Source organism: Lysobacter sp. S4-A87 (assembly GCF_022637455.1).
Taxonomy (GTDB): Bacteria; Pseudomonadota; Gammaproteobacteria; order Xanthomonadales; family Xanthomonadaceae; genus Lysobacter_J.
Genome location: NZ_CP093341.1, coordinates 3,583,507 through 3,602,474 on the forward strand (window position 1 = coordinate 3,583,507; position 18,968 = coordinate 3,602,474).

The 18,968-nt window shown below is 68.0% G+C and carries 18 protein-coding genes; 9 read left to right on the forward strand and 9 right to left on the reverse strand.

What is annotated here, in order from left to right; all coding sequences use genetic code 11:
• Positions 1–32 precede the first annotated feature (32 nt).
• From MNR01_RS16195 to MNR01_RS16205, 3 genes are all read left to right on the forward strand, one after another.
• Entirely contained in the window at positions 33–2,252 is a 2,220-nt protein-coding gene (locus MNR01_RS16195) for a winged helix-turn-helix domain-containing protein (protein ID WP_241918742.1), read from the forward strand.
• Between the two features lie 140 nt (positions 2,253–2,392).
• Complete coding sequence (locus MNR01_RS16200) at positions 2,393–3,370, forward strand: AraC family transcriptional regulator (protein WP_241918743.1); 978 nt, start codon at positions 2,393–2,395, stop codon at positions 3,368–3,370.
• A 45-nt stretch (positions 3,371–3,415) separates the two neighbouring features.
• Positions 3,416–4,102 (forward strand): GNAT family N-acetyltransferase, encoded by a 687-nt coding sequence (locus MNR01_RS16205; RefSeq protein WP_241918744.1) that lies wholly within the window; start codon positions 3,416–3,418, stop codon positions 4,100–4,102.
• Positions 4,103–4,145: 43 nt separating this feature from the next.
• Here the strand turns inward: MNR01_RS16205 and MNR01_RS16210 are convergent, their stop codons facing one another.
• Entirely contained in the window at positions 4,146–5,021 is an 876-nt protein-coding gene (locus tag MNR01_RS16210; RefSeq protein WP_241918745.1) for a helix-turn-helix transcriptional regulator, read from the reverse strand.
• A 104-nt stretch (positions 5,022–5,125) separates the two neighbouring features.
• Here MNR01_RS16210 and MNR01_RS16215 point away from each other — a divergent pair, with 104 nt between their 5' ends.
• Positions 5,126–6,112, forward strand: a complete 987-nt coding sequence (locus MNR01_RS16215) for an alpha/beta hydrolase (RefSeq protein WP_241918746.1) — start codon at positions 5,126–5,128, stop codon at positions 6,110–6,112.
• Positions 6,113–6,184: 72 nt separating this feature from the next.
• Here MNR01_RS16215 and MNR01_RS16220 read toward each other — a convergent pair whose 3' ends face one another.
• Positions 6,185–7,510 (reverse strand): aminotransferase class V-fold PLP-dependent enzyme, encoded by a 1,326-nt coding sequence (locus MNR01_RS16220; RefSeq protein WP_241918747.1) that lies wholly within the window; start codon positions 7,508–7,510, stop codon positions 6,185–6,187.
• A 270-nt stretch (positions 7,511–7,780) separates the two neighbouring features.
• Between MNR01_RS16220 and MNR01_RS16225 the strand changes: the two genes are divergently transcribed.
• From MNR01_RS16225 to MNR01_RS16235, 3 genes are all read left to right on the forward strand, one after another.
• Positions 7,781–9,454, forward strand: coding sequence for a PQQ-dependent sugar dehydrogenase (locus tag MNR01_RS16225; RefSeq protein ID WP_241918748.1), 1,674 nt, complete (start codon positions 7,781–7,783; stop codon positions 9,452–9,454).
• Positions 9,455–9,650: 196 nt separating this feature from the next.
• Complete coding sequence (locus MNR01_RS16230; RefSeq protein WP_241918749.1) at positions 9,651–10,814, forward strand: hypothetical protein; 1,164 nt, start codon at positions 9,651–9,653, stop codon at positions 10,812–10,814.
• Between the two features lie 119 nt (positions 10,815–10,933).
• The gene (locus MNR01_RS16235; RefSeq protein WP_241918750.1) at positions 10,934–12,082 is read left to right on the forward strand and encodes a hypothetical protein; all 1,149 of its coding nucleotides are present in this window, start codon (positions 10,934–10,936) and stop codon (positions 12,080–12,082) included.
• 12 nt (positions 12,083–12,094) lie between these two features.
• Here MNR01_RS16235 and MNR01_RS16240 read toward each other — a convergent pair whose 3' ends face one another.
• Both MNR01_RS16240 and MNR01_RS16245 read right to left on the reverse strand, forming a co-directional pair.
• Positions 12,095–12,316 (reverse strand): RNA-binding S4 domain-containing protein, encoded by a 222-nt coding sequence (locus MNR01_RS16240; RefSeq protein ID WP_241918751.1) that lies wholly within the window; start codon positions 12,314–12,316, stop codon positions 12,095–12,097.
• Positions 12,317–12,699: 383 nt separating this feature from the next.
• On the reverse strand, positions 12,700–12,951 hold the full coding sequence (locus tag MNR01_RS16245; RefSeq protein ID WP_241918752.1) for a GIY-YIG nuclease family protein: 252 nt from the start codon (positions 12,949–12,951) through the stop codon (positions 12,700–12,702).
• 270 nt (positions 12,952–13,221) lie between these two features.
• On the opposite strand from MNR01_RS16245, the gene MNR01_RS16250 reads away from it, so the two are divergent.
• Positions 13,222–14,154 carry a fatty acid desaturase gene (locus tag MNR01_RS16250; RefSeq protein ID WP_241918753.1) on the forward strand — a complete coding sequence of 311 codons (933 nt, stop codon included), beginning with the start codon at positions 13,222–13,224 and terminating at the stop codon, positions 14,152–14,154.
• Positions 14,155–14,189: 35 nt separating this feature from the next.
• On the opposite strand, the gene MNR01_RS16255 is transcribed toward MNR01_RS16250, so the two are convergent.
• The 3 genes from MNR01_RS16255 to MNR01_RS16265 form a co-directional block, all read right to left on the reverse strand.
• On the reverse strand, positions 14,190–14,840 hold the full coding sequence (locus tag MNR01_RS16255; protein ID WP_241918754.1) for a hypothetical protein: 651 nt from the start codon (positions 14,838–14,840) through the stop codon (positions 14,190–14,192).
• 29 nt (positions 14,841–14,869) lie between these two features.
• A complete protein-coding gene (locus MNR01_RS16260) occupies positions 14,870–15,364 on the reverse strand; it encodes a sigma-70 family RNA polymerase sigma factor (protein WP_241920659.1) in 495 nt (164 codons plus the stop codon).
• Positions 15,365–15,464: 100 nt separating this feature from the next.
• On the reverse strand, positions 15,465–16,043 hold the full coding sequence (locus MNR01_RS16265) for a hypothetical protein (protein WP_241918755.1): 579 nt from the start codon (positions 16,041–16,043) through the stop codon (positions 15,465–15,467).
• 140 nt (positions 16,044–16,183) lie between these two features.
• Between MNR01_RS16265 and dbpA the strand changes: the two genes are divergently transcribed.
• Positions 16,184–17,572 carry an ATP-dependent RNA helicase DbpA gene (gene dbpA, locus MNR01_RS16270; RefSeq protein ID WP_241918756.1) on the forward strand — a complete coding sequence of 463 codons (1,389 nt, stop codon included), beginning with the start codon at positions 16,184–16,186 and terminating at the stop codon, positions 17,570–17,572.
• Positions 17,573–17,670: 98 nt separating this feature from the next.
• Here dbpA and MNR01_RS16275 read toward each other — a convergent pair whose 3' ends face one another.
• Positions 17,671–18,066 carry a DoxX family protein gene (locus MNR01_RS16275; protein ID WP_241918757.1) on the reverse strand — a complete coding sequence of 132 codons (396 nt, stop codon included), beginning with the start codon at positions 18,064–18,066 and terminating at the stop codon, positions 17,671–17,673.
• Between the two features lie 144 nt (positions 18,067–18,210).
• A complete protein-coding gene (locus tag MNR01_RS17515) occupies positions 18,211–18,966 on the reverse strand; it encodes a general secretion pathway protein GspB (protein WP_241918758.1) in 756 nt (251 codons plus the stop codon).
• Positions 18,967–18,968: the final 2 nt, after the last annotated feature.

Below are 18,968 nucleotides of genomic sequence, written 5' to 3' on the forward strand. Positions count from 1 at the left end.
TCTGGCGCGCAATGCCCAAACAGCATCAAAGCTTGTTGCAGACGTTGCCTTCCCAGCGCGTTCGCGTCGGCGAGAGCATCGTCGATGTCGCCGCGCGCGAGATAACGACCGGCGGCGGCGCGCCGCATCGCGTCAGCCTCAAGGCGATCGACCTGTTGCTGGTGCTGATCGAGCACGCCGGCAAAGTCGTCAGTCGCGAAACCCTGCTGGAAACCGTGTGGCCCGACACGTTGCCCGGCGATGACGTCGTGACCCAGGCGGTGGCGCAGCTGCGCAAGGCATTGGGCAGTGACGAGCCTTGCATCGAGACGATCGCCAAGCACGGCTACCGGCTGCTGGCGCCCGTGCAGTGGCTGGACCTGGCCGAGACGGTCCAGGACGACCAGGTACAGACGCAAGCGGCATCGGCGGCAACCACGCGCGCGCGGCCAGCGCTGCGCATCGCCGGTGCGGCCGCGGCGCTGGCGGCGCTCGGCCTGGCGCTGTGGCTGGCGATCGGCGCCGACCGCGAACGCGCCCAGAAAGTCGCCGGTGGATCCGGCGATGACGATCCACCGTTCCTGAAGATCACCTCCGCACCCGGCGTCGAGTTCGCGCCGAGCCTGTCGCCCGACGGCTCGCAGGTGGTCTACAGCGCCTACATCGATGAGGCCGGCGCCGGACGGACTCCGCTGATGTTGCAGACGACGGCACCGGTGGAGCCACGACCGCTGACCCATCCTGCCGCGGGTGAGCAGGACGTGATGTCGGCATGGTCGCCCGATGGCCGCCGCATCGCCTTCTATCGCGTGCGTCGTGGCGCCGGTGGCAGTTGCCATCTGATGATGGTGGCCTCGGCCGGGGGCGAGCCGCATCCGGTGGCCAACTGCGAAGCCGACCGCTTGCGCAAGTTCAGTTGGCGCCCCGATGGACAGCAGCTGGTGTTCGGCGCCAGCAATGCCGGGCAGCCCGGCGTAAATGCGATCGAAGTGTTCGACATCGCCGCCGGCACGTCGCGCAAGCTCGACTACACCCACGCAGCCAGTGATCTCGACCTGGCGCCGGTGTATTCGCCTGACGGGCGCTGGATCGCATTCCAGCGCAATGTCTCTCGCGGCGACCTGTGGCTCGTGCCTGCGGCCGGCGGACAGCCCGAACGCCTGACCCGGATCGAATCCAATCTGTACGGCCTGGCATGGACGCCCGATGGCAAGTCGATCGTGTTTTCCGCCTACCGCGGCCAGGAGCCGTCGCTGCTGCGCCTGGACGTGCAATCGCGTCGCATCACCGAGCTGGGCATCGTCAATGCACGGTTCCCCAGTGTCGCGCTGAAGGATGCATCGGTCGCCTTCGTGATCGAGGAAGCGCCGATCTCGCTGTACCGGGTTCGCATTCCGGCCCAGGGCGAGCCGGCCGCGTCGCCGGAACCACTGTTTCCTTCTTCCGGCAGCGAGCTGCTGCCGTCGGTGTCGCCCGATGGCCGGCAGATCATGTTCGTGTCCGATCGCACCGGCGAAGTACGCCTGTGGTGGGGCGAGATCGGGCGCGCATCGTCGCTGCGGCCGATCGAGAATTTCGTGCCGTTCCCGCGCCATCCGGCGGCCTGGTCGGCCGACGGCACGACCGCGCTGGCGATCGGCGCCGATGGCGACAACGAGGCGCTGTACGAGATCACGCCGGCGACCGGGGCCGTGCGCAAGCTGGCGCTGCCGCAGGGGAGACCGACCTATGGCGCCTACCTGGCCGGGTCCGGCCGGTTGCTGGTGATTTCCGACCGCGGCGCCGGTCGGCTCGGGCTGACGCTGTTCGAGCGCCAGGGGCAGGAGCTCAAGGCGCTGGCCAGCCTCGACGACGTCGCGGTGGCGCGTTTCGATCCGTCGACACAGCAGGTGGTGTTCTTCCGCAATGCCTCGTGGGGACTGTGGCAGGCCGGCCCGGACCTCGATGGTCCGCGCCTGCTCGACGACCTGCACGCCGATCCCGGCGGCACGATGCCGCGGATCGTCCCCAGTGCCGGTTTCTACCTGCAGAGCCGACGGCTGGTGACCTCCGGTCGCGGCACCTGGATCGTCGGCGCCGGCGATGGCTGCAACATGCGCTGGATCGCCGTCGCCGCGCCGGAAGGCGGGCGCAGCGGACCGTGCCTGGACCCGCGTGGCGGCGAACTGACCGGAGTCAGCTACGACGCCGGCAGCGGCTGGCTGTACTACTCCTACAGCACCCAGGACGCCAGCGACATCGGCTGGGCGAAACTGCCGGCGGCGCCGCACTGATCCCTACAGGCGCACGCGGCAAGGGTTTCGGAACTTCTTCAGGAATCCGATACCGCGATTTCAGCAAGAAATCCCCACAACGGCAGGACATCAGAACCGCGGAATGGGCACATCGACGGCACCCCACACGGAGCGGTGCCATGGCCAGTTCACGGATGTCGATGCCTGCCTTCAATCCGCCCGAGGGCGGGGCGCCACTGCAGCCCGGGACCGGCACGGCAACGCCGCTGTCGCCGCATCGGGTCTGGGCCCATGACGGCCAGTTCCGCGGCATCGGTGCCGATGAGTCGACGCGGGTGTGCTGGACGGCAGTCTCGCGGCTGGGCAGCGTCGAACTGACGCGGCCGTCGTTTTCGCTCTGGATGCAGATCCGCGGCAGCGCCCAGGTACATGCGGCCGAGGGCACGTTCCGGCTGCGAACCGGTGCATGGATCGCACTCGACAGCGATTCGGCGCCGGAGGTGCAGGCCGACCACAACGGCCTCACCCTGGCCGTGCTCGTGCCGGCCGATCTCATGCCGCTGCTGCAGGATGCCTACCTGTTTGTCGGCAAGGGCAGCATGACGTTGCGCGACCGCATCCTTGCGCTGCGGTTGTGGCACGGGGCGGTGCGCATCCTGCAAGCGCACGAGAGCGTCCCCGACCGCACCCTGGTGCGGGCGCTGCGGCCGTTGATCCTGCACATGTCGGCGGTGCAGGCGCGCCACGTCGCCGCGCTCGGTCATTGCCCCGGCCATTCACGCACGCGCAAGCGGCGCCTGTTCAACCGCCTGCAGCGGGCGCGCCTGTACCTGGAAGGTAACGCCCACCGGATGGTGCGGATGAGCGAGATCATGGCGATCAGCAACTACTCGCTGTGGTACCTGTCGAAGTCGTTCCACGAGCTGTATGGCGAGAGCGTGCAGACGGCGGCATCGCGCCTGCGCATCGAACGCGCCTACGACCTGCTGGAGACGACCTCGATGGACATCACCGAGATCGCCGAGTCCTGCGGATTCGACAACGCCTGCAGCTTCGCCCGCGCCTTCCGCGCCAAGAGCGGGACCAACGCCACGCAGTTCAGGAGCGCGCTGCGAGGTGCGGGCGGCCGCCGCAGGGGGCCGGTAATCTCGTCGTGACCGCATGGCCTTGCCGCGCGTATCGATCTCTGGTTGCATCGCGGTATGGCCGATCACGTACTCGACAACCCCATCTGGGAATCGCTGCGCAGCCGTCATCGCGACCTGGCGCTGCGCACAGGCGACGTTGCCCGCTATCCGGCGCAGATCGCGCCGTTCCTCGGCGTCGCCACCGACGGCGCCGACGTCGGCGCCGCGCTGGCACAACTGGTTCCGCCCGACGACACCGTGCTGCTGCTCGGGGTGACGCCGGCGGTGCCCGAGGGCTGGCGCCTGGACAAGCTGGCGATGCTGGCGCAGATGGAATGTCCACAGCACATGGCCGAGATCAACGGCCCGCCGATCCTGGAGCTGGGCGAGGCGCACCGGCAGGACGTGCTGGCGCTGACCGCGCTGGTGTATCCGCACTATTTTCGTCCGCACACGATGGACCTGGGACGCTACTTCGGGATCTACCAGGACAGCCGCCTGGCGGCCATCATCGGCGAGCGCATGGGCACGGACGAGTTCCAGGAAATCAGCGCCGTGTGCACGCATCCGGATTTCAACGGCCGCGGCTACGCGCGCCATCTGCTGGCGTGGCTGAGCAACGACGTGCTCGATCGCGGGCGCACGCCATTCCTCCACGTGAGCCACGAGAACCTGCGCGCCAAGCAGCTGTACGAGCGCAGTGGCTATCGTGACCGGCGCGACATCGGGTTCTGGTCGCTGAAGCGCGCCGAAGCGTCGTAACTCGTGCGCGATTGCCCGGACGCGGGTCGCGGCAGGCCGGCTGCTACGGCTGCGGCGCCGCCGCCAGTTCGCGACACAACTGCACGGTTGCCTCATCGACCGGGAAGCAGCATTCGATCCGCAGCTCGTCCAGGGTCACGTCACGCGGCGTGCCGAAGGTGGTGATGGTGGAAAAGAAGCGAAGTTGCCGGTCGTCGCGTTGCAGCACGGTCGTCAGCAGCGGCGCCGGTGCGGTATCGAGGTCGCGCCTGCGCCACCGTGCGGGCACGCCGGGGTAGGCCAGCACTTCATTGAGCAGTGCGCGCGCGGCCAGGTCCGACGGCGCGGCCGCCACTTCGGCGTGGAGATGGTGGATCAGATCGCCGGCCACTTCCTCCCAGTTCGCCACCGCCGCGCGCAGGTCATCTGGATCGAAGATCTGCCGGATCATGTTGCGGTGTGCACTGGCGCGGCCGTGCATCACGTAGCCGTTGACCCGCAACGCGGCCTCGTTGGCCATCAGCACGTCCCAGCGGCGATTGAGGACGAATGCCGGGTACGGTTCCTGCTGGGCGAGGATGAATTCGATCGCGCGCCGCACCTGCGCCAGCTCCGGTGTCGCCAGCGCGGTCTCCGGATAGCGCGGCGCATAGCCCGCGGCGACCAGCAACGCATTGCGCTCGCGCAAAGGCATGTCGAGCGCATCGGCCAGGCGCGTGACCACGTCGCGGCTGGGTTGCGCCTTGCCGGTCTCGATGCAGCTGAGGTGGCGCGGCGAGATGCCCGCATCGAGTGCCAGGTCGAGTTGGCTGAGGCGCCGCGCTGCGCGCCATTCGCGCAACACGGTGCCGACCTGGGGCCGGGACAGGGAGTGGGCGAGGTTGTTCACGGCCGCAGCATACGGGCCGTCCGCGATGAGTTCCACGACCTCACAGGTCATGACGCCATGACCTGGGACTTCGTTGATCGCATGCCCTGCCAGGCGAATCATTTGCCATGACGACGGGGCCCTCCCGTCGAAAGCTTCCCCCGGAGATCGAGACCATGATTCGCAGGCAGTTCCTGGCAATGGCAATGGGCACCGTGGCAGCTGGCGTGCTGGGTGGATATTCGGCGGCACTGGGCGCAACTGCGGGTGGTGCGGCCGCGGCGGCCGGTGACGACGCTGTCGCGGCAGCAGCGTTCCGCGCGGCCAGCCGCTTCATGAAGACGCCGTTCGGCAACATCGCCTATGCCGAACGCGGCAGCGGCGAGGCCGCGCTGTTCCTGCACGGCTTCCCGCTCAACGGTTACCAGTGGCGCGGGGCTCTGCAACGGCTGTCGCCGTACCGGCGCTGCATCGCGCCGGACTTCCTCGGACTGGGCAACACCGAGGTCGCGCCGGGCCAGAGCGTGGCGCCCGATGCCCAGGTGGCGATGCTGGCCGATCTGCTCGATCGCCTCGGCATCGACCGTGTCGACCTGATCGCCAACGACAGCGGCGGCCAGGCCGCGCAGCTGTTCCTGGCGCGCTATCCGCAGCGCGTGCGCACGCTACTGCTGACCAACTGCGACTCGGAGATCGAATGCCCGCCGCCGGCATTGTTGCCGGTGCTGGAGCTGGCAAAGCAGGGCAGGTTCGTCGAGGAATGGCTGGCGCCCTGGCTGGCGGACAAGACGCTGGCGCGCTCGCCGCAGGGCCTGGGCGGGCAGACGTTCACCTATCCGTCCCATCCCACCGACGAAGCCGTCGATACCTACCTCGGCCCGCTGGTACGCAACGCCGACCGCACCCATGCCTACGCGATCGGACTCGACCGCAACTGGCTGCAGGGCATCGGCCCGGCACTTGCGCGCTTCGAGGGGCCGACCCGGATCATCTGGGGCACCGGCGACACCATCTTCTCCGAGCGCGGTGCCGAGCATCTGGACCGCAGCTTCGGCAATTCGCGCGGCATGCGTCGCATCGAGGGAGCGAAGCTGTTCTTCCCGGAAGAGTTTCCCGACGTGATCGCCGAGGAAGCGCGCGCGCTGTGGGGCGTCCAGGCCTGACAGGGCCCGACAGCGCGGCTGCACGATCGTTGACGGCACGATCGTTGACGGCACGATCGTTGACTGCAGGGATCAACCGGCGAGTTCGTGGACTGCGCGTGCGGCGCGGTCCACTTCCTCCGGCGTGTTGACCAGGCTCGGCGCCAGGCGCGGGTAACTGATGGCGTAGGGGCTGCTGCTGGCGATGATCTTTTGCCCGAGCAGCCGCTTGACCACGTCCTCGGTCTTCATGCCGTCAACCTCGAACGCGACCAGGCCTGCCGACAGATCGCTCGTCATCGGCGTATGGATCCTGATCCTGCGGTTCTGCGCGAGGTTCTTCTTGAGCTGGTCATTGAGCCCGGAGATGCGGGCGGCGACACGTTGCCGACCCATCTGCTGGTGCATCTGGAACGCGGCGGCCATGGCCCACTGGTGCTCAAAGGCGTGGAAACCGCCGGGACACATGCGAGCGGCGTTGCCGGGTGTCTTCGGGACGCGGTTCTCCGCCCAGGCGTTGTAGGACTCCCATTCGCTGAAGGTCGGCACCGTCGGCTGCAACCGTGCCCAGTTTTCGGCCTTCGCCCAGACGATGGCAGTGCCCCGCGGCGCGAACATCCACTTGTGGCAGCCCGCGCAGAAGTAATCGGCGCCGATCGTGGCGATGGTCTCGTCGGCCGCGCCAATGCCGTGCACGCCGTCGACCACCAGCAGCACGTCGGGATGCCTGGCTTTCAACGCGGCGGCGAGCTGCCGGATCGGCAGGCGAATGCCGGTGCTGGAATGGACCCAGGTCAGGCCGACCACGCGCGTGGTCGGCTTCACGCCCTGCAGCAAACGCTCGACCAGTTGGTCGGTGCTGGCCTTGGCGGAATCCTCGAACAGCGTGATCTTGCGCATCGAGGCGCCGCTGCGCTGGCAGGCCAGGCGGATGGACTCGTGGTGCGAGTAGTGGTCGTGGACGGTGGTGAGGACTTCGTCGCCGGCCTTGAGCGGCAGGCCGTGGTAGACCAGCGCGAGGCTTTCGGTGGTGCTGCGGGTGAGGCAGACCTGGTCGGGCTCGCCGCCCAGGTAGGCGGCAATGGTCGTCTGCACCTTCAGCGGAACATTGTGCGCTTCGTCTTCGAACAGGCCCTGCTCGATCACCAGGAACGGGTTCTGGTCGATGGAGCGGCGATAGGCCTCGATGGCGTCGCGCACCGGTGCCGGATGGCTGGCGATGAAGAAACTGGCGAAATGGGCATAGGCCGGGTCGAGCGCGAACTGCGCGCGGACCCGGGTCCAGTCCGACAGGTCGGGCAGGGCGGGCGTTTCCCGCGCAAGCGCGGCCAGCAGGCCCCCGGGGAGGACTGCGACGGCACCGGCAACGGCGGGCAGGGCCAGGAACTGGCGGCGCGAATGCGAAAGTGACGGGCTCATGGCGGTTTCCAGGGAGCTTGCGACGAGGGACGAAAGCACGACCACACGCGACCGCCGCAGCCTGCGCCGGGCGCGGTTCAAATCAGGTAAACGCCATACGGCCGGATTGCGGTCGCGCGCGCCGCTGACTGGACCGCGGGTCGGGCGGGGCGACCGTCCGGCGCGGGTGAAGCCGCTCTTCACACCCGTTCGGCACGGGTTCTGCCAGCCTCTTTGCGCCGTCCCGCTGTCGGATCATCGCGGTCCGTCGCGGCACGAAGGAGCAGCGCCATGGTGCAGACCGGACGACGCGCATCACGGGGATGGGTTGCCTGGTTGCTGGCCGCCGTACTGACCGCCTGCGGCGGCGGTGGCGGAAGCCCGCGCGCCACCGTCTCGCCGCCACCCACGCCGCAGAACCGGCCGCCGGTATTCACCTCCGGTGCGACGGCAACGGTGCCGGAAGACACCACGGCGGCTTTCTACACCGCCACGGCGACCGACGCCGATGCCAATCCGATCACGTTCTCGCTGGCGGGCGGCGCCGACCAGGCGCGCCTGCGCATCACCTCCGGCGGCGACCTGTCATTCGTCACCGCACCGGACTTCGAAAATCCTGTCGACGCCAACGGCGACAACATCTACCTGGTGACCATCGCCGCGAGCGACGGAACCGCCAGCGTCACGCAGGCGCTGTCGGTCACTGTCACCAATGTCCTGGGCGCCGGCTTCCGCGTGCGTCGCGTGGCCAGCGGACTCAACTTCCCGATCTTCATCGCCTCGATGCCCGACGGCAGCGGGCGCTTGTTCGTGGTCGAGCGCGAGGGCCGCATCCGCATCATGACCGCGAACGGGGCAATCGCCCCCACACCGTTCCTCGACGTCACCGGCACGATTTCGATCGATGGCGAACGCGGTCTGCTCGGATTCGCGACGGCGCCGGATTTCTTCACCAGCGGACGCTTCTACGTCCACCTGACCGCGCCGGACGGAACCATCGAAGTGCGTCGCTACCAGACCGTCGCGGGCGACCTCAATCGTGCCGATCCCGCCAGCGGCGACGCCATCCTGCGCGTGCCGCACCCGCGCAGCAACCACAACGGTGGCTGGATCGCCTTTGGTCCCGACAACATGCTCTACATCGCCATGGGCGATGGCGGCGGCTCCGGTGACCCGGACAACAACGGCCAGAACACCGGCACGCTGCTCGGCAAGATCCTGCGCGTGGACCCTGCCACCGATGCGTTCCCCGGCGATCCCAATCGCGACTATGCGATTCCGGCCGGAAACCCCTTCGCCACGTCCGGCGGTGCGCCGGAAGTGTGGGCATACGGGTTGCGCAATCCGTTCCGCAACAACTTCGATACGCAGACCGGCAATCTGCTGATCGGCGATGTCGGCCAGGGGGCGATCGAGGAAATCGACCTGATGCGCCCCGGCGACGGCGGTGCCAACTTCGGCTGGCCGGTGCTGGAGGGCACCGCGGCGTTCCGCGGCGGCCCGACCACGGGAATGACCCCGCCGGTCGCGCAGTACTCGCACGGCACCGGTCCGGTCAATGGCGGTTCGGTGACCGGGGGCGTGGTGTATCGCGGCACGGTCGAGTCGCTGCTCGGCCAGTACATCTTTGCCGACTTCGTCAGGCCCAACATCTGGTCGTTGCCGGTATCGATGCTGGTGCCCGGTACGACGGTGCAGGCCAACCAGTTCACCCAGCGCAATGGCGACTTCACCCCGGATGCCGGCGCGTTCACCAACATCGTCAGCATCAATGCCGACAGCAGTGGGCAGGTGTACCTGGTCGACTTCGACGGCGAGATCTTCGTGATCGAGGCGGCCGCCGCCGGTTTGCCCCTGGCGGCATCGCAGATGGCGCCGCAGCAGATGGCGCCGCAGCAGATCCTGGGCGCGAGCCTGTCGCGGCGACTGGGTGGGCGTGGGGATTCGCGCGTGAGGCGTCCGTAGCCGGCGACAGCAGGTAGCCCGGGTAAGCGAAGCGCACCCGGGGGCGGAGAGGCAGGACCCCGGGTGCGCTGCGCTTACCCGGGCTACGGTGTCCATTACTTAGGCCGACAGTCAGCCCGCGCATCGTATGCTTGGGTATACGCGTGCCGTCGGCGCGCATTCATCGACTGACCGAATCGGGACATCCTTGCGACAGATGCTCAAGCACTCCTGGCCGTTGTTGTTTTGCGTGGCGTTGGCTGCCTGCCAGCGCGCCGAGCCGGTGACGCATTCGGCCATGGTCATCGAAGAGGTGAACAGCCCGCAGGACGGCGGTGCGATCAGTACCGCGCCGGTCAAGGTGCCACCCGCCGCGACCGATTCGACCGGATCGCCGCGCCAGGCCAAGACCAGCGTGCGTGAATCGGCCAAAGGCAAGAGCGAAGAGGCGCCGATCGACTGGTCGACGCTGGAGCTGACCTCGGGCGAAGCCTCCATCAGCTGCGAGCTGGACTACGCCACGCTGGGCGATGGCAACGTGCTGGTGAAGTTCGACAAGGACGGCCTGCGCGAAGCGCTGAAGCCGTGCGTCGAACGCGGCGTCGCGCGGCTGCGCTACAAGGGCAAGATCACCGCCGAATTCGGTTCGCTGGTCGAGCGCGTGACCCATGTCGCCAACGAGCTGGGTATCCACAAGCGCGTACTCGATGTCGATTCGGCCGGCGGCCAGGTCGAGGACGCGATCAAGGCCGGCGACTTCATCGCCGAGTCGCGCTGGACGATCTGGGTGCGCGAAGGCGCGATCTGCCACAGCGCCTGCGTGTTCATCCTCAGCGCCGGCGACACCCGCATGATCGCCGGCCAGGTCGGCATCCACCGCATCATCCGCATGAGTTCGACCGCGACCACGCGCGCGCAGCTCAACGCCGAACTGCGCGTGGTCTACGAGCGCGTGCGTGATTACCTCGAGCGCAACGGCGCCGCGACCGCGGTCGCCGACCTGATGATGGCCGTGCCCAATCGCGGCCTGCGCCTGCTCACGGTCGAGGAACTGGAGCTGTACGGCCTGGACGGCGTCAATCCGGCCCAGGACGATCTCGACCGCCTGCGCCTGATGCGCAAGTGCGGCGAGGACTTCGTCAGCCGCCGCGATTCTTTCGTGCGTGCCTTCGACAAGCGCTGCAAGACGCCCAACACCGACCTGGACGCGCTCAACACCTGCGGCCTGGACCTGCGCAAGGACTACGGCTTCCCCGACCAGGCCTGCCCGGCGGAAAGTCCGTTGTCGGAGTTCGATCCGGGGACGGCGCTGGTGCCGGGCGCCAGCAAGCCAGACGGCGTGTCGCAGCAGTCGGTCAAGCCGAAGGCAGGCGAGAGCTGACGCCGGCCACGCACGCCTGATCGGAGCGACCATCGCCAGGACGGCGTGAGCCGGCCATCACATCACTCGCGGCACGATGCCCCGGCGCGCACCGACCCGGCGCGCCGGAGGGGTCCGGAATGAGTGATCTGCGGTATTCGTTGCTGCGTGGCGGTCTGGTGTACCGCGTCTCCAGGCTCAGCGGCCTCACCCGCGTCCAGCACCGGCTGGCGCCGCTGGTGGCGATCGTGCTGGTTCTCTTCATCGTCGTGCCGATGGTGATGGCAACGGCGCGCGACGGCACCCTCGTCGGCGGCGTGACCGTCCCGTTGCTGCACGACTATTCGATCTGGGCGCGCTTCGTGGTCGCGGTGCCGTTGCTGGTGCTGGCGGCGCCGATGGCCGACGAACGCCTGTGGCGCGCGATCAAGCACCTGCAGGGCCTGGTCGACGCGACCGACCGCGACCGCTTCGAAGGCGTGCTGGCGCAGATGCGGCGCTGGCGCGATGCCTGGCTGCCGGAGCTGCTGCTGTTCGCGGCCTCTGTCCTGGCCTCGTACGTGATTCCGGTACTGGGGCTGCTCGACAATGTCAGCGACTGGCGCGGCAATGCCGGGGCCGTGAGCTTCGCCACCGTCTGGCTGCAATGGGTCGCGATGCCGGTGATCCGCTTCCTCACGCTGCTGTGGTTCTGGCGCCTGGCGTTGTGGATCGTGCTGCTGTTCCGTTTCTCGCGCTTCAACCTCGATCTGCATGCCGCACATCCCGATGGCCGTGGCGGACTGGCGTTCCTGGGTTATGCGCAGACGGCATTCGTGGTGTTGCCACTGGTCGGCGGCATCACCCTGGCCGGCACGCTGGCGATGGACGTCCAGTATTTCGGCGCCGAGCTGAAGAGCCTGCGTTTCATCATGGGCGGCTATGTCGTGCTGGGGGTCGTGCTGATGGTGGCGCCGCTGTTGTTGCTGGTGCCGCGGCTGGCGGCGCTCAAGCGCAACAGCCTGCTGGCTTATGGCGCGCTGGGCACGGATTGCTCTGAAGGCTTCGAGCTCAAGTGGCTCGGGCGGGCGCGTGGTGGTGCCTCGCCGATTCTTGAGGCCGGTGACTCGTCCGCGCTGTGCGACCTGATCGGGGTCTACGCTACGGTCAGCCAGATGTCGACGATCCCGTTGCAGCGCTTCCTGCTGGTCCAGTTCGCGATCGCGTCTGCGCTGCCGCTGGTGCCGGTGGTGCTGATGCGGATGCCGATCAAGGAGTTGCTGGGGAAGATTCTCTCGGCGCTGGCGTGAAGGCGTCCGTGCTCAGGCGGCGCCGATGACGTGGATTTCGATGTCGTCGATGGTGACGATCTGGCCGGCGTGGATCTTGCAGGTCTTGCGCAGTTCGACTGCGCCGTCGACGCTGACGGCACCACTGGCGACGATCGCCTTGCCGGCGCCGCCGCTGTCGCACAGTCCGACCAGCTTGAGCAGCTGGTTGAGTTCGACGTGGTCGCGGTCGAGTTCGAATTCGATCTGTTGCATGGCGATGGGGGCTTCGGCAGGGCGATCAGGTTGGCAGCGCTGGGTGTATTGCGCAATGACGGCTAAGCCTTTCTCCCGCTTGCGGGCTTGGGTAGTACGACGTCACTGGATCCCCGCCTTCGCGGGAATGACGGTTCTCACCGAAGACCTGGCAATGAATTGCCGAAGCGTCGTCCGCCGGGTCGGGGATTGCGCAGCAGTGGGCCATGGATGGCCCACGCCCCGCCTTCGGACAGGATGTCCGACGAAGGGGCGGAGCAATCTCCGGCCCGGCGGACGACGCCGCTCCGTAGAGTCGGCGAACACCGCCGCTCCGTAGAGTGGGCGAACGCCGCCGCTCCCCAAACGGAAGCCTCGTTGTTGAAGGAGACAGCGAGCCAGCGTCAGCCGCCAGAAGCGCACAACGCCCGCTTCTGCTCCGGCCGAAGTCGCTTGATCGCGTATTCGGCGCGGCTGGCCGTTGCGCGGTCGGGGTAGGGGAATTGCGCAAGCAGTCGGACTGGTGGTCGGGCGCGGGTGTAACGGGCGCCTTTGCCCGCTTCGTGCTCGGCATAGCGGCGCGCGACATCGGTGGTGATGCCCGTGTACAGGCTGCCGTCACGGCATTCCAGCAGATAGACATACCAGGCGTTCATGGGGCCGCAGCCTAGCGTAGGAGCGGTTGCGCTGGCGAGCGGACGCGTCCGGACCCGTCAGGCAGGGTCGCCAGCGCAATCACGGTCGCAGTTCCGGACATGACCGATGACCATACGCATGCGCACGTCATTGTGGCTGTCATGGCGCGCACCCACAATGCACTGTCCACACCGAGAAGTGCCTTGAGCGCCACACCCTCCGCGTCACCCACAGCCGCCACCCTTCGTCAGCTTTGCGCCCGCTTCGCCCGCCCGCACCTCGGCCGCGCAGTGTGGCAACTGATCAACACCCTGGTTCCGTTTCTCGCGTTGTGGGCATTGATGGCCTGGAGCGTCGTCGACGGCTGGGCCTTCGGCTGGACGCTGCTGCTGGTGCTGCCGGCGGCGGGCCTGTACGTGCGCATGTTCATCATCCAGCACGACTGCGGCCACGGCTCGTTCTTCGCAAGCCAGCGCGCCAACGACATCGTCGGCCGCTGCCTCGGCCTGGTGACCCTGTTCCCGTACGGCTACTGGAAGAAGACCCACGCCGTGCACCACGGCACCTCGGGCAACCTCGACCGTCGCGAGATGGGCGACATCGACACGCTGACCGTCGCCGAATACCGCGCACTGCCGCGCATTCGTCGCCTGGGTTACCGCCTGTACCGCAGCACGCCCGTGCTGCTGGGCATCGGCCCGTTTTACCAGTTCGTGATCAAGCACCGTTTCCCGTTCGATCTTCCCTTCACCTGGAAGAAGGAATGGGCCAGCGTCCTGCTCAACAACCTGATGCTGCTGGTCGCCTTCCTGGCGCTGGGCTTCAGCATCGGCTGGCACACCGTGCTGATGGTGCACATGCCGGTGGTGCTGGTGGCCGGTGCCGTCGGCGTGTGGCTGTTCTACGTGCAGCACACCTTCGAAGAGGCCTACTGGGCGCGCCGCGAGGACTGGGATTCCGGCCGCGCCGCCGTCGCCGGCAGTTCCTATTTCGACCTGCCGCGGGTGGTGCACTGGTTCACCGGCAACATCGGCTACCACCACATCCACCATCTCGCCAGCCGCATCCCGAACTACCGCCTGCGCGAGGCGTTCGAGTCGAGCCCGCTGCTGCAGGCCGCGCCGCGACTGACGATGTGGACCAGCCTGCGCAGCGCACGCCTGAAGCTGTGGTGCGAGGAAACCCAGCGCATGGTCGGTTTCCCGCAGCGCGCCAGGGCCTGACCGGCGCGCTGGCCGGGCAGGTCATTCCTGCCCGGTCATTCCTTCCCGAACTGCGCGATCTCGTCGAGATACTGCTGGGCGCGAGTGACGCTGCGCCCGGCACTGCCGGCATCGATCGCCTCGCCGATATGGCGACGCTCCGGCCGATGCGCCCAGCGGTGGAACCACACCATCGCCACCATGCCGGCGATGCCGATCGGAATGCCGATCCAGTACACGCTGGCGTGCATCTGCACACCAAACAGCTGCTTGAACACGATCGCCATCAACGGCATCCACAGCAGCCAGAACGGCAGTCCCAGCCACGGAGCCACCCGCGTGCGCCACAGTCGCAGCTGCGCCAGTGTCTTCTGGATCGTCAGCACCGGGCCGGCGTAGTCGATCCGGGTGATCAGCAGCAGCTCCATCACCGCCGAGATGATCAGCGCCACGCTCCAGGCATGCATCAGCAGGCCGCTGGCGAGCAGCGCGGGCGAGCCGGTATTGGCGATCCAGAAGCGCGCGAACGTCACCGTCAGCACGACGCCCACGAGCAGCTGGAGCACTTGCCCGAACCACAGCGGCCGCAGCCGCGAGCGGACCTTGTCGATGCGGGTTTCGGTCAGCAGCTGCAGGTTCAGCGCGGTCTGCTGCTGCAGGCGGCGGTCGAGGGTCTGCCAGGCGAGCTTGAGTTCATCGAGTTCCATGGTCGTTCCTTTCGCTTGGGGCGCGGCGCTCACGCCACGTCCTGGCGGATGCGCTGCTTGAGCCGGCTGATGCGGGTGGCCACGTTGGTTTCGGTAATGCCGAGGATCTCGGCGATCTCGCGGTAGCTGCGGTCCTCCAGGTAGAGCAGGAGCAGGGCGCGGTGCATCGGGTCGAGTCCGGCGATGAAGCGCTGCAACACCTCCAGGCGTTGCCGTGCTTCGACGTCGATGCCCTGTTCGTCGGGAACCTCATGCAGGCTGTCGTCGAGCGATACGGTGCGGCGGCGCTGGCCTTCGCCGCGCAGCCAGGAGATCGCCACGTTCAGCGCGATCCGGTACATCCAGGTGGGGAACGGGCGCTGCGGGTCGTAACCCGGAAAGGCCCGCCACAGTTGTGCGGCGATGTCCTGGGTGAGGTCGGCGCGGTCTTCGGCGTGGGCGGCGTAGGTCGCGGCGACCTTGAAGACGATGCCGCGGTGGGCCTGGAGCAGGGCCTCGAACTGCTGCCGGATATCGGCCGTCATGCTGGCGGTGTGCTCCATCGCGAACGCGTCCATTGCCTGGTCGAACAGATGATTCGCAGGCAGGCGGAAATCATCACAGTCGACCCCCGAGCCGGCCCGTTCAATCGAGATAGTCGTACAGGCGGTAGATCCAGCTCAGCTCATAGACGATCGCTCCGACCACGAAGCAGCGGTGGAAGGTCTCCGAGCGCACCTTCATCGCGATCAGGCACAGGCCGATCATCGCCACGTTGCGGATCGGGTATTCGACATTGAAGCGGCGGTAGTACTCGTGGCCCTTGATCAGGGTGTCGCCGAAGTCGATCAGGTACAGCATGGCCATGATCCCGAAGAACCAGCCGCGGCGGGACTGGAAGTAGTCGCGCCAGCCGGCGTACTCGGCCAGGTCGTCGGGGAACAGGATCGTGCACAACAGGAACAACACGACCACGTACAGGATCAGGAAGGCGTAGGCGACGAAGCTCCACGGATGGACGTGGCTGAGGCCGAACTCCCACCACCAGAAATGCACGAGCAGGATGAACATGGAGATCGCCCAGCCCATGTGCACCCAGTAGATGTGGTCGCGGCCGGGGTGCTGGACGAAGCGGGCCATGCCCTTGAGCAGCGTGGTCAGGCCCAGTCCGAGGACGATGCCGAGCACGATGCGGATATGCGTGAACAGCGGGTCGGTGTTCATGCACTGCGTCCGGGCAGGCCGAGGGCCGATGGCGGCAGCATAGCCAAACCGGGGTCCACGGGGCCCTCATCCCGGCTTGTCGCCGCGATGGCGGGGCCCCACCGAGCCCGTGCTCTGCCGATAGCTGCGATCATGGCGGAATGAACGAGAAGATTTCCGACGATTTCGCCTCCCTGAGCCTGGACCCGGCCCTGCTGCAGGGCGTCCAGGCACTGGGCTACACCAAGATGACGCCCGTGCAGGCCGGCGGCCTGCCGGCGATCCTCGCCGGTCGCGACCTGATCGCGCAGGCGCCGACCGGCAGCGGCAAGACCGCGGCCTTCGGCCTGGGCCTGCTGCATCGCCTCGATCCCGCCCTGGGTGCCACCCAGGCGCTGGTGCTGTGCCCGACCCGCGAACTGGCCGACCAGGTCGGCAAGCAGCTGCGCAAGCTCGCCTTCGCCATTCCCAACCTGAAGCTGTCGATCCTGTGCGGCGGCATGCCGCTGGGCCCGCAGCTTGCCTCGCTCGAGCACGCGCCGCACGTGGTCGTCGGCACGCCGGGGCGGATCCAGGAGCTGCTGCGCAAGCGCGCGCTCAACCTGTCGGCGCTGCGCACGCTGGTGTTCGACGAAGCCGACCGCATGCTCGACATGGGCTTCGAGGAACCGATCCGCGAGATCGTCGGCAAGACGCCGAAATCGCGCCAGAGCCTGCTGTTCTCGGCGACCTTTCCCGAGGCCGTGCGCGAGATCAGCCGCGGCCTGCTGCGCGAGCCGATGGAAGTCACGGTCGAAGGCGACGAGCAGCACGCCGCCATCGACCAGCGCTTCTACGAGGCCGAGCAAACGAAGAAGACACAGCTGCTGGCGGCGCTGCTGCTGCAGTACAAGCCCGAGTCGTGCGTGGTGTTCTGCAACATGCGTCGCGACGTCGACGAGGTGGCCGCCTCGCTGGCGCACTACGGTTTCACCGCGCTGGCGCTGCACGGCGACATGGAACAGCGCGACCGCGACGAAGTGCTGGTGCGCTTCGCCAACCGCAGCTGCACCGTGCTGGTTGCCAGCGACGTCGCCGCGCGCGGCCTCGACGTCAAGGAGCTGGCGATGGTCGTCAACTACGACATGCCGCCCGATCCGGACATCTACGTGCACCGCATCGGCCGCACCGGCCGTGCCGGCAGCGAAGGCCTGGCACTGAGCCTGTGCGGGCCGCGCGAGCAGGCGCGCGCCAGCGCCATCGAGGAGCGCCAGGGCGTGCCGTTGATCTGGTACAAGGCCACCCCGCTCGCCGGCAAGGCCTCGGGCGTGCCCGCGGCGGCGATGGTGACGCTGCGCATCGATGCAGGCCGCACCGACAAGTTGCGCCCGGGCGACATCCTCGGCGCGCTGACCGGCGATGCCGGGCTCAAGGCCGATGCCGTCGGCAAGATCGACGTGTTCGCCACGCGCTCGTATGTCGCCGTGGCCCGTGCGCAGGCCGCGCCAGCACTGGCGCGGCTGCGCGAAGGCAAGATCAAGGGCCGCAAGTTTCGCGTCAGCAAAATGTAGCCCGGGTAAGCGCAGCGCACCCGGGACCCGACACGTCACCCGCAAGCCACCCTCACCCCAACCCCTCTCCCGCGAAGCGGGCGAGGGGCTTCAAGCGGTCAGCGCTCGTTGAACGCGTACTTGCCCGGCCCGAGCAGCGCGACCGCCGCTGCCGTCGCCAGGAACATGATCTGCAGTTCGATCGCCCAGCCGCCCTGTTCGTTGAGCCTGCCCAGGTCGCCCAGGTGCACCAGGTAGAGCGCGAACAGCATGTTGATCACGACCAGGATCCCGCCGATGCGCGAGAAGAAGCCGGTGATGATCAGCAGCGGCGCCAGCACCTCACCGATCAGCACGCCGTAAGCGAAGGAACCGGGGAAGCCCTGGGTCTCGACCATCTTGATGATGCCGTCCAGGCCGCCCTCGAGCTTGCTGATGCCGTGCAGGAAAACCAGTGAGCCCACTGCGAGACGCAGGATCAGCTTGCCGATGTCTTGCTGGGTACTGCTGTTCATGGCGGAACCCCTTGCTGGATAGGTGCTGGCTGGATGGATGCTGGCTGGATGGATCGAAGCGTGCGGAGACGGAACCGGTAGGGCGGCGACCCGCTGATGGTCACGCCAGCGCGGGTTCCCGCGCAACTGCGGCGCGCCGGCAGGTCAGTGGATCGGCAGCGCCACGCGCTGGCCGTGCCAGTTGAGGACCACGCTGTCGGCGGCGATCTCCTCGACCACCGCATCGCCGACGCGGTCGCCCTGGCCGACCCGGGCCCCGTCGATGATCGCGAAACGCTGGTCCGGGGCCGGGGCCCACATATGCATGCTGATCTTCAGCGCCGGCAGCTGCTCGCGCTCACCTGCCGAAAGGTCGGCCAGGCGCAGCGGTGCGGTGGCAGCCGGGGCGGGCATTGGAATGGCTGCGGGCGCCGGCATGGCCGCGGGCGCTGGCGGGGTCACGCTGGCCACCTGTACCGGCGCCAGCTGGGGCGGCGGCAAGACCGGTTCAGGCGTGGGCTGAGGCGGTGCAGCCTTGGCCGCCGGCGGCAGGCTCGCGGACGCCACCGGTTCGGGGGTGGGCCGCAGGGCCGCGGGTTTCTGGCGCGCAGGCGCGATCGGCATGGAGTCCGCGATTGACGCAGGAGCCGCCATCGCCATCGCCGGATCCGGTGCAGCGCTGGCAGCCTGGGTGGACGCATCGACCGTCGGCACCGTCACCGCCCCGGCCGTCGATGCGACGTCGCGCAGCAGCCACAGCGAGGCAAGCACGGCGAAACCACCCGCCAGCCACCATGCCCACAGCGGCCGGCGCGTCGCCGCGCGCGTGACCAGCGGCGGCAGCTCGGCAAACAGGTCCGGCGCCTGGCCGCGGCGGCGCTCGGCTTCGGATTTGCGCAGGGCATCGAGGATCAGTGACATCG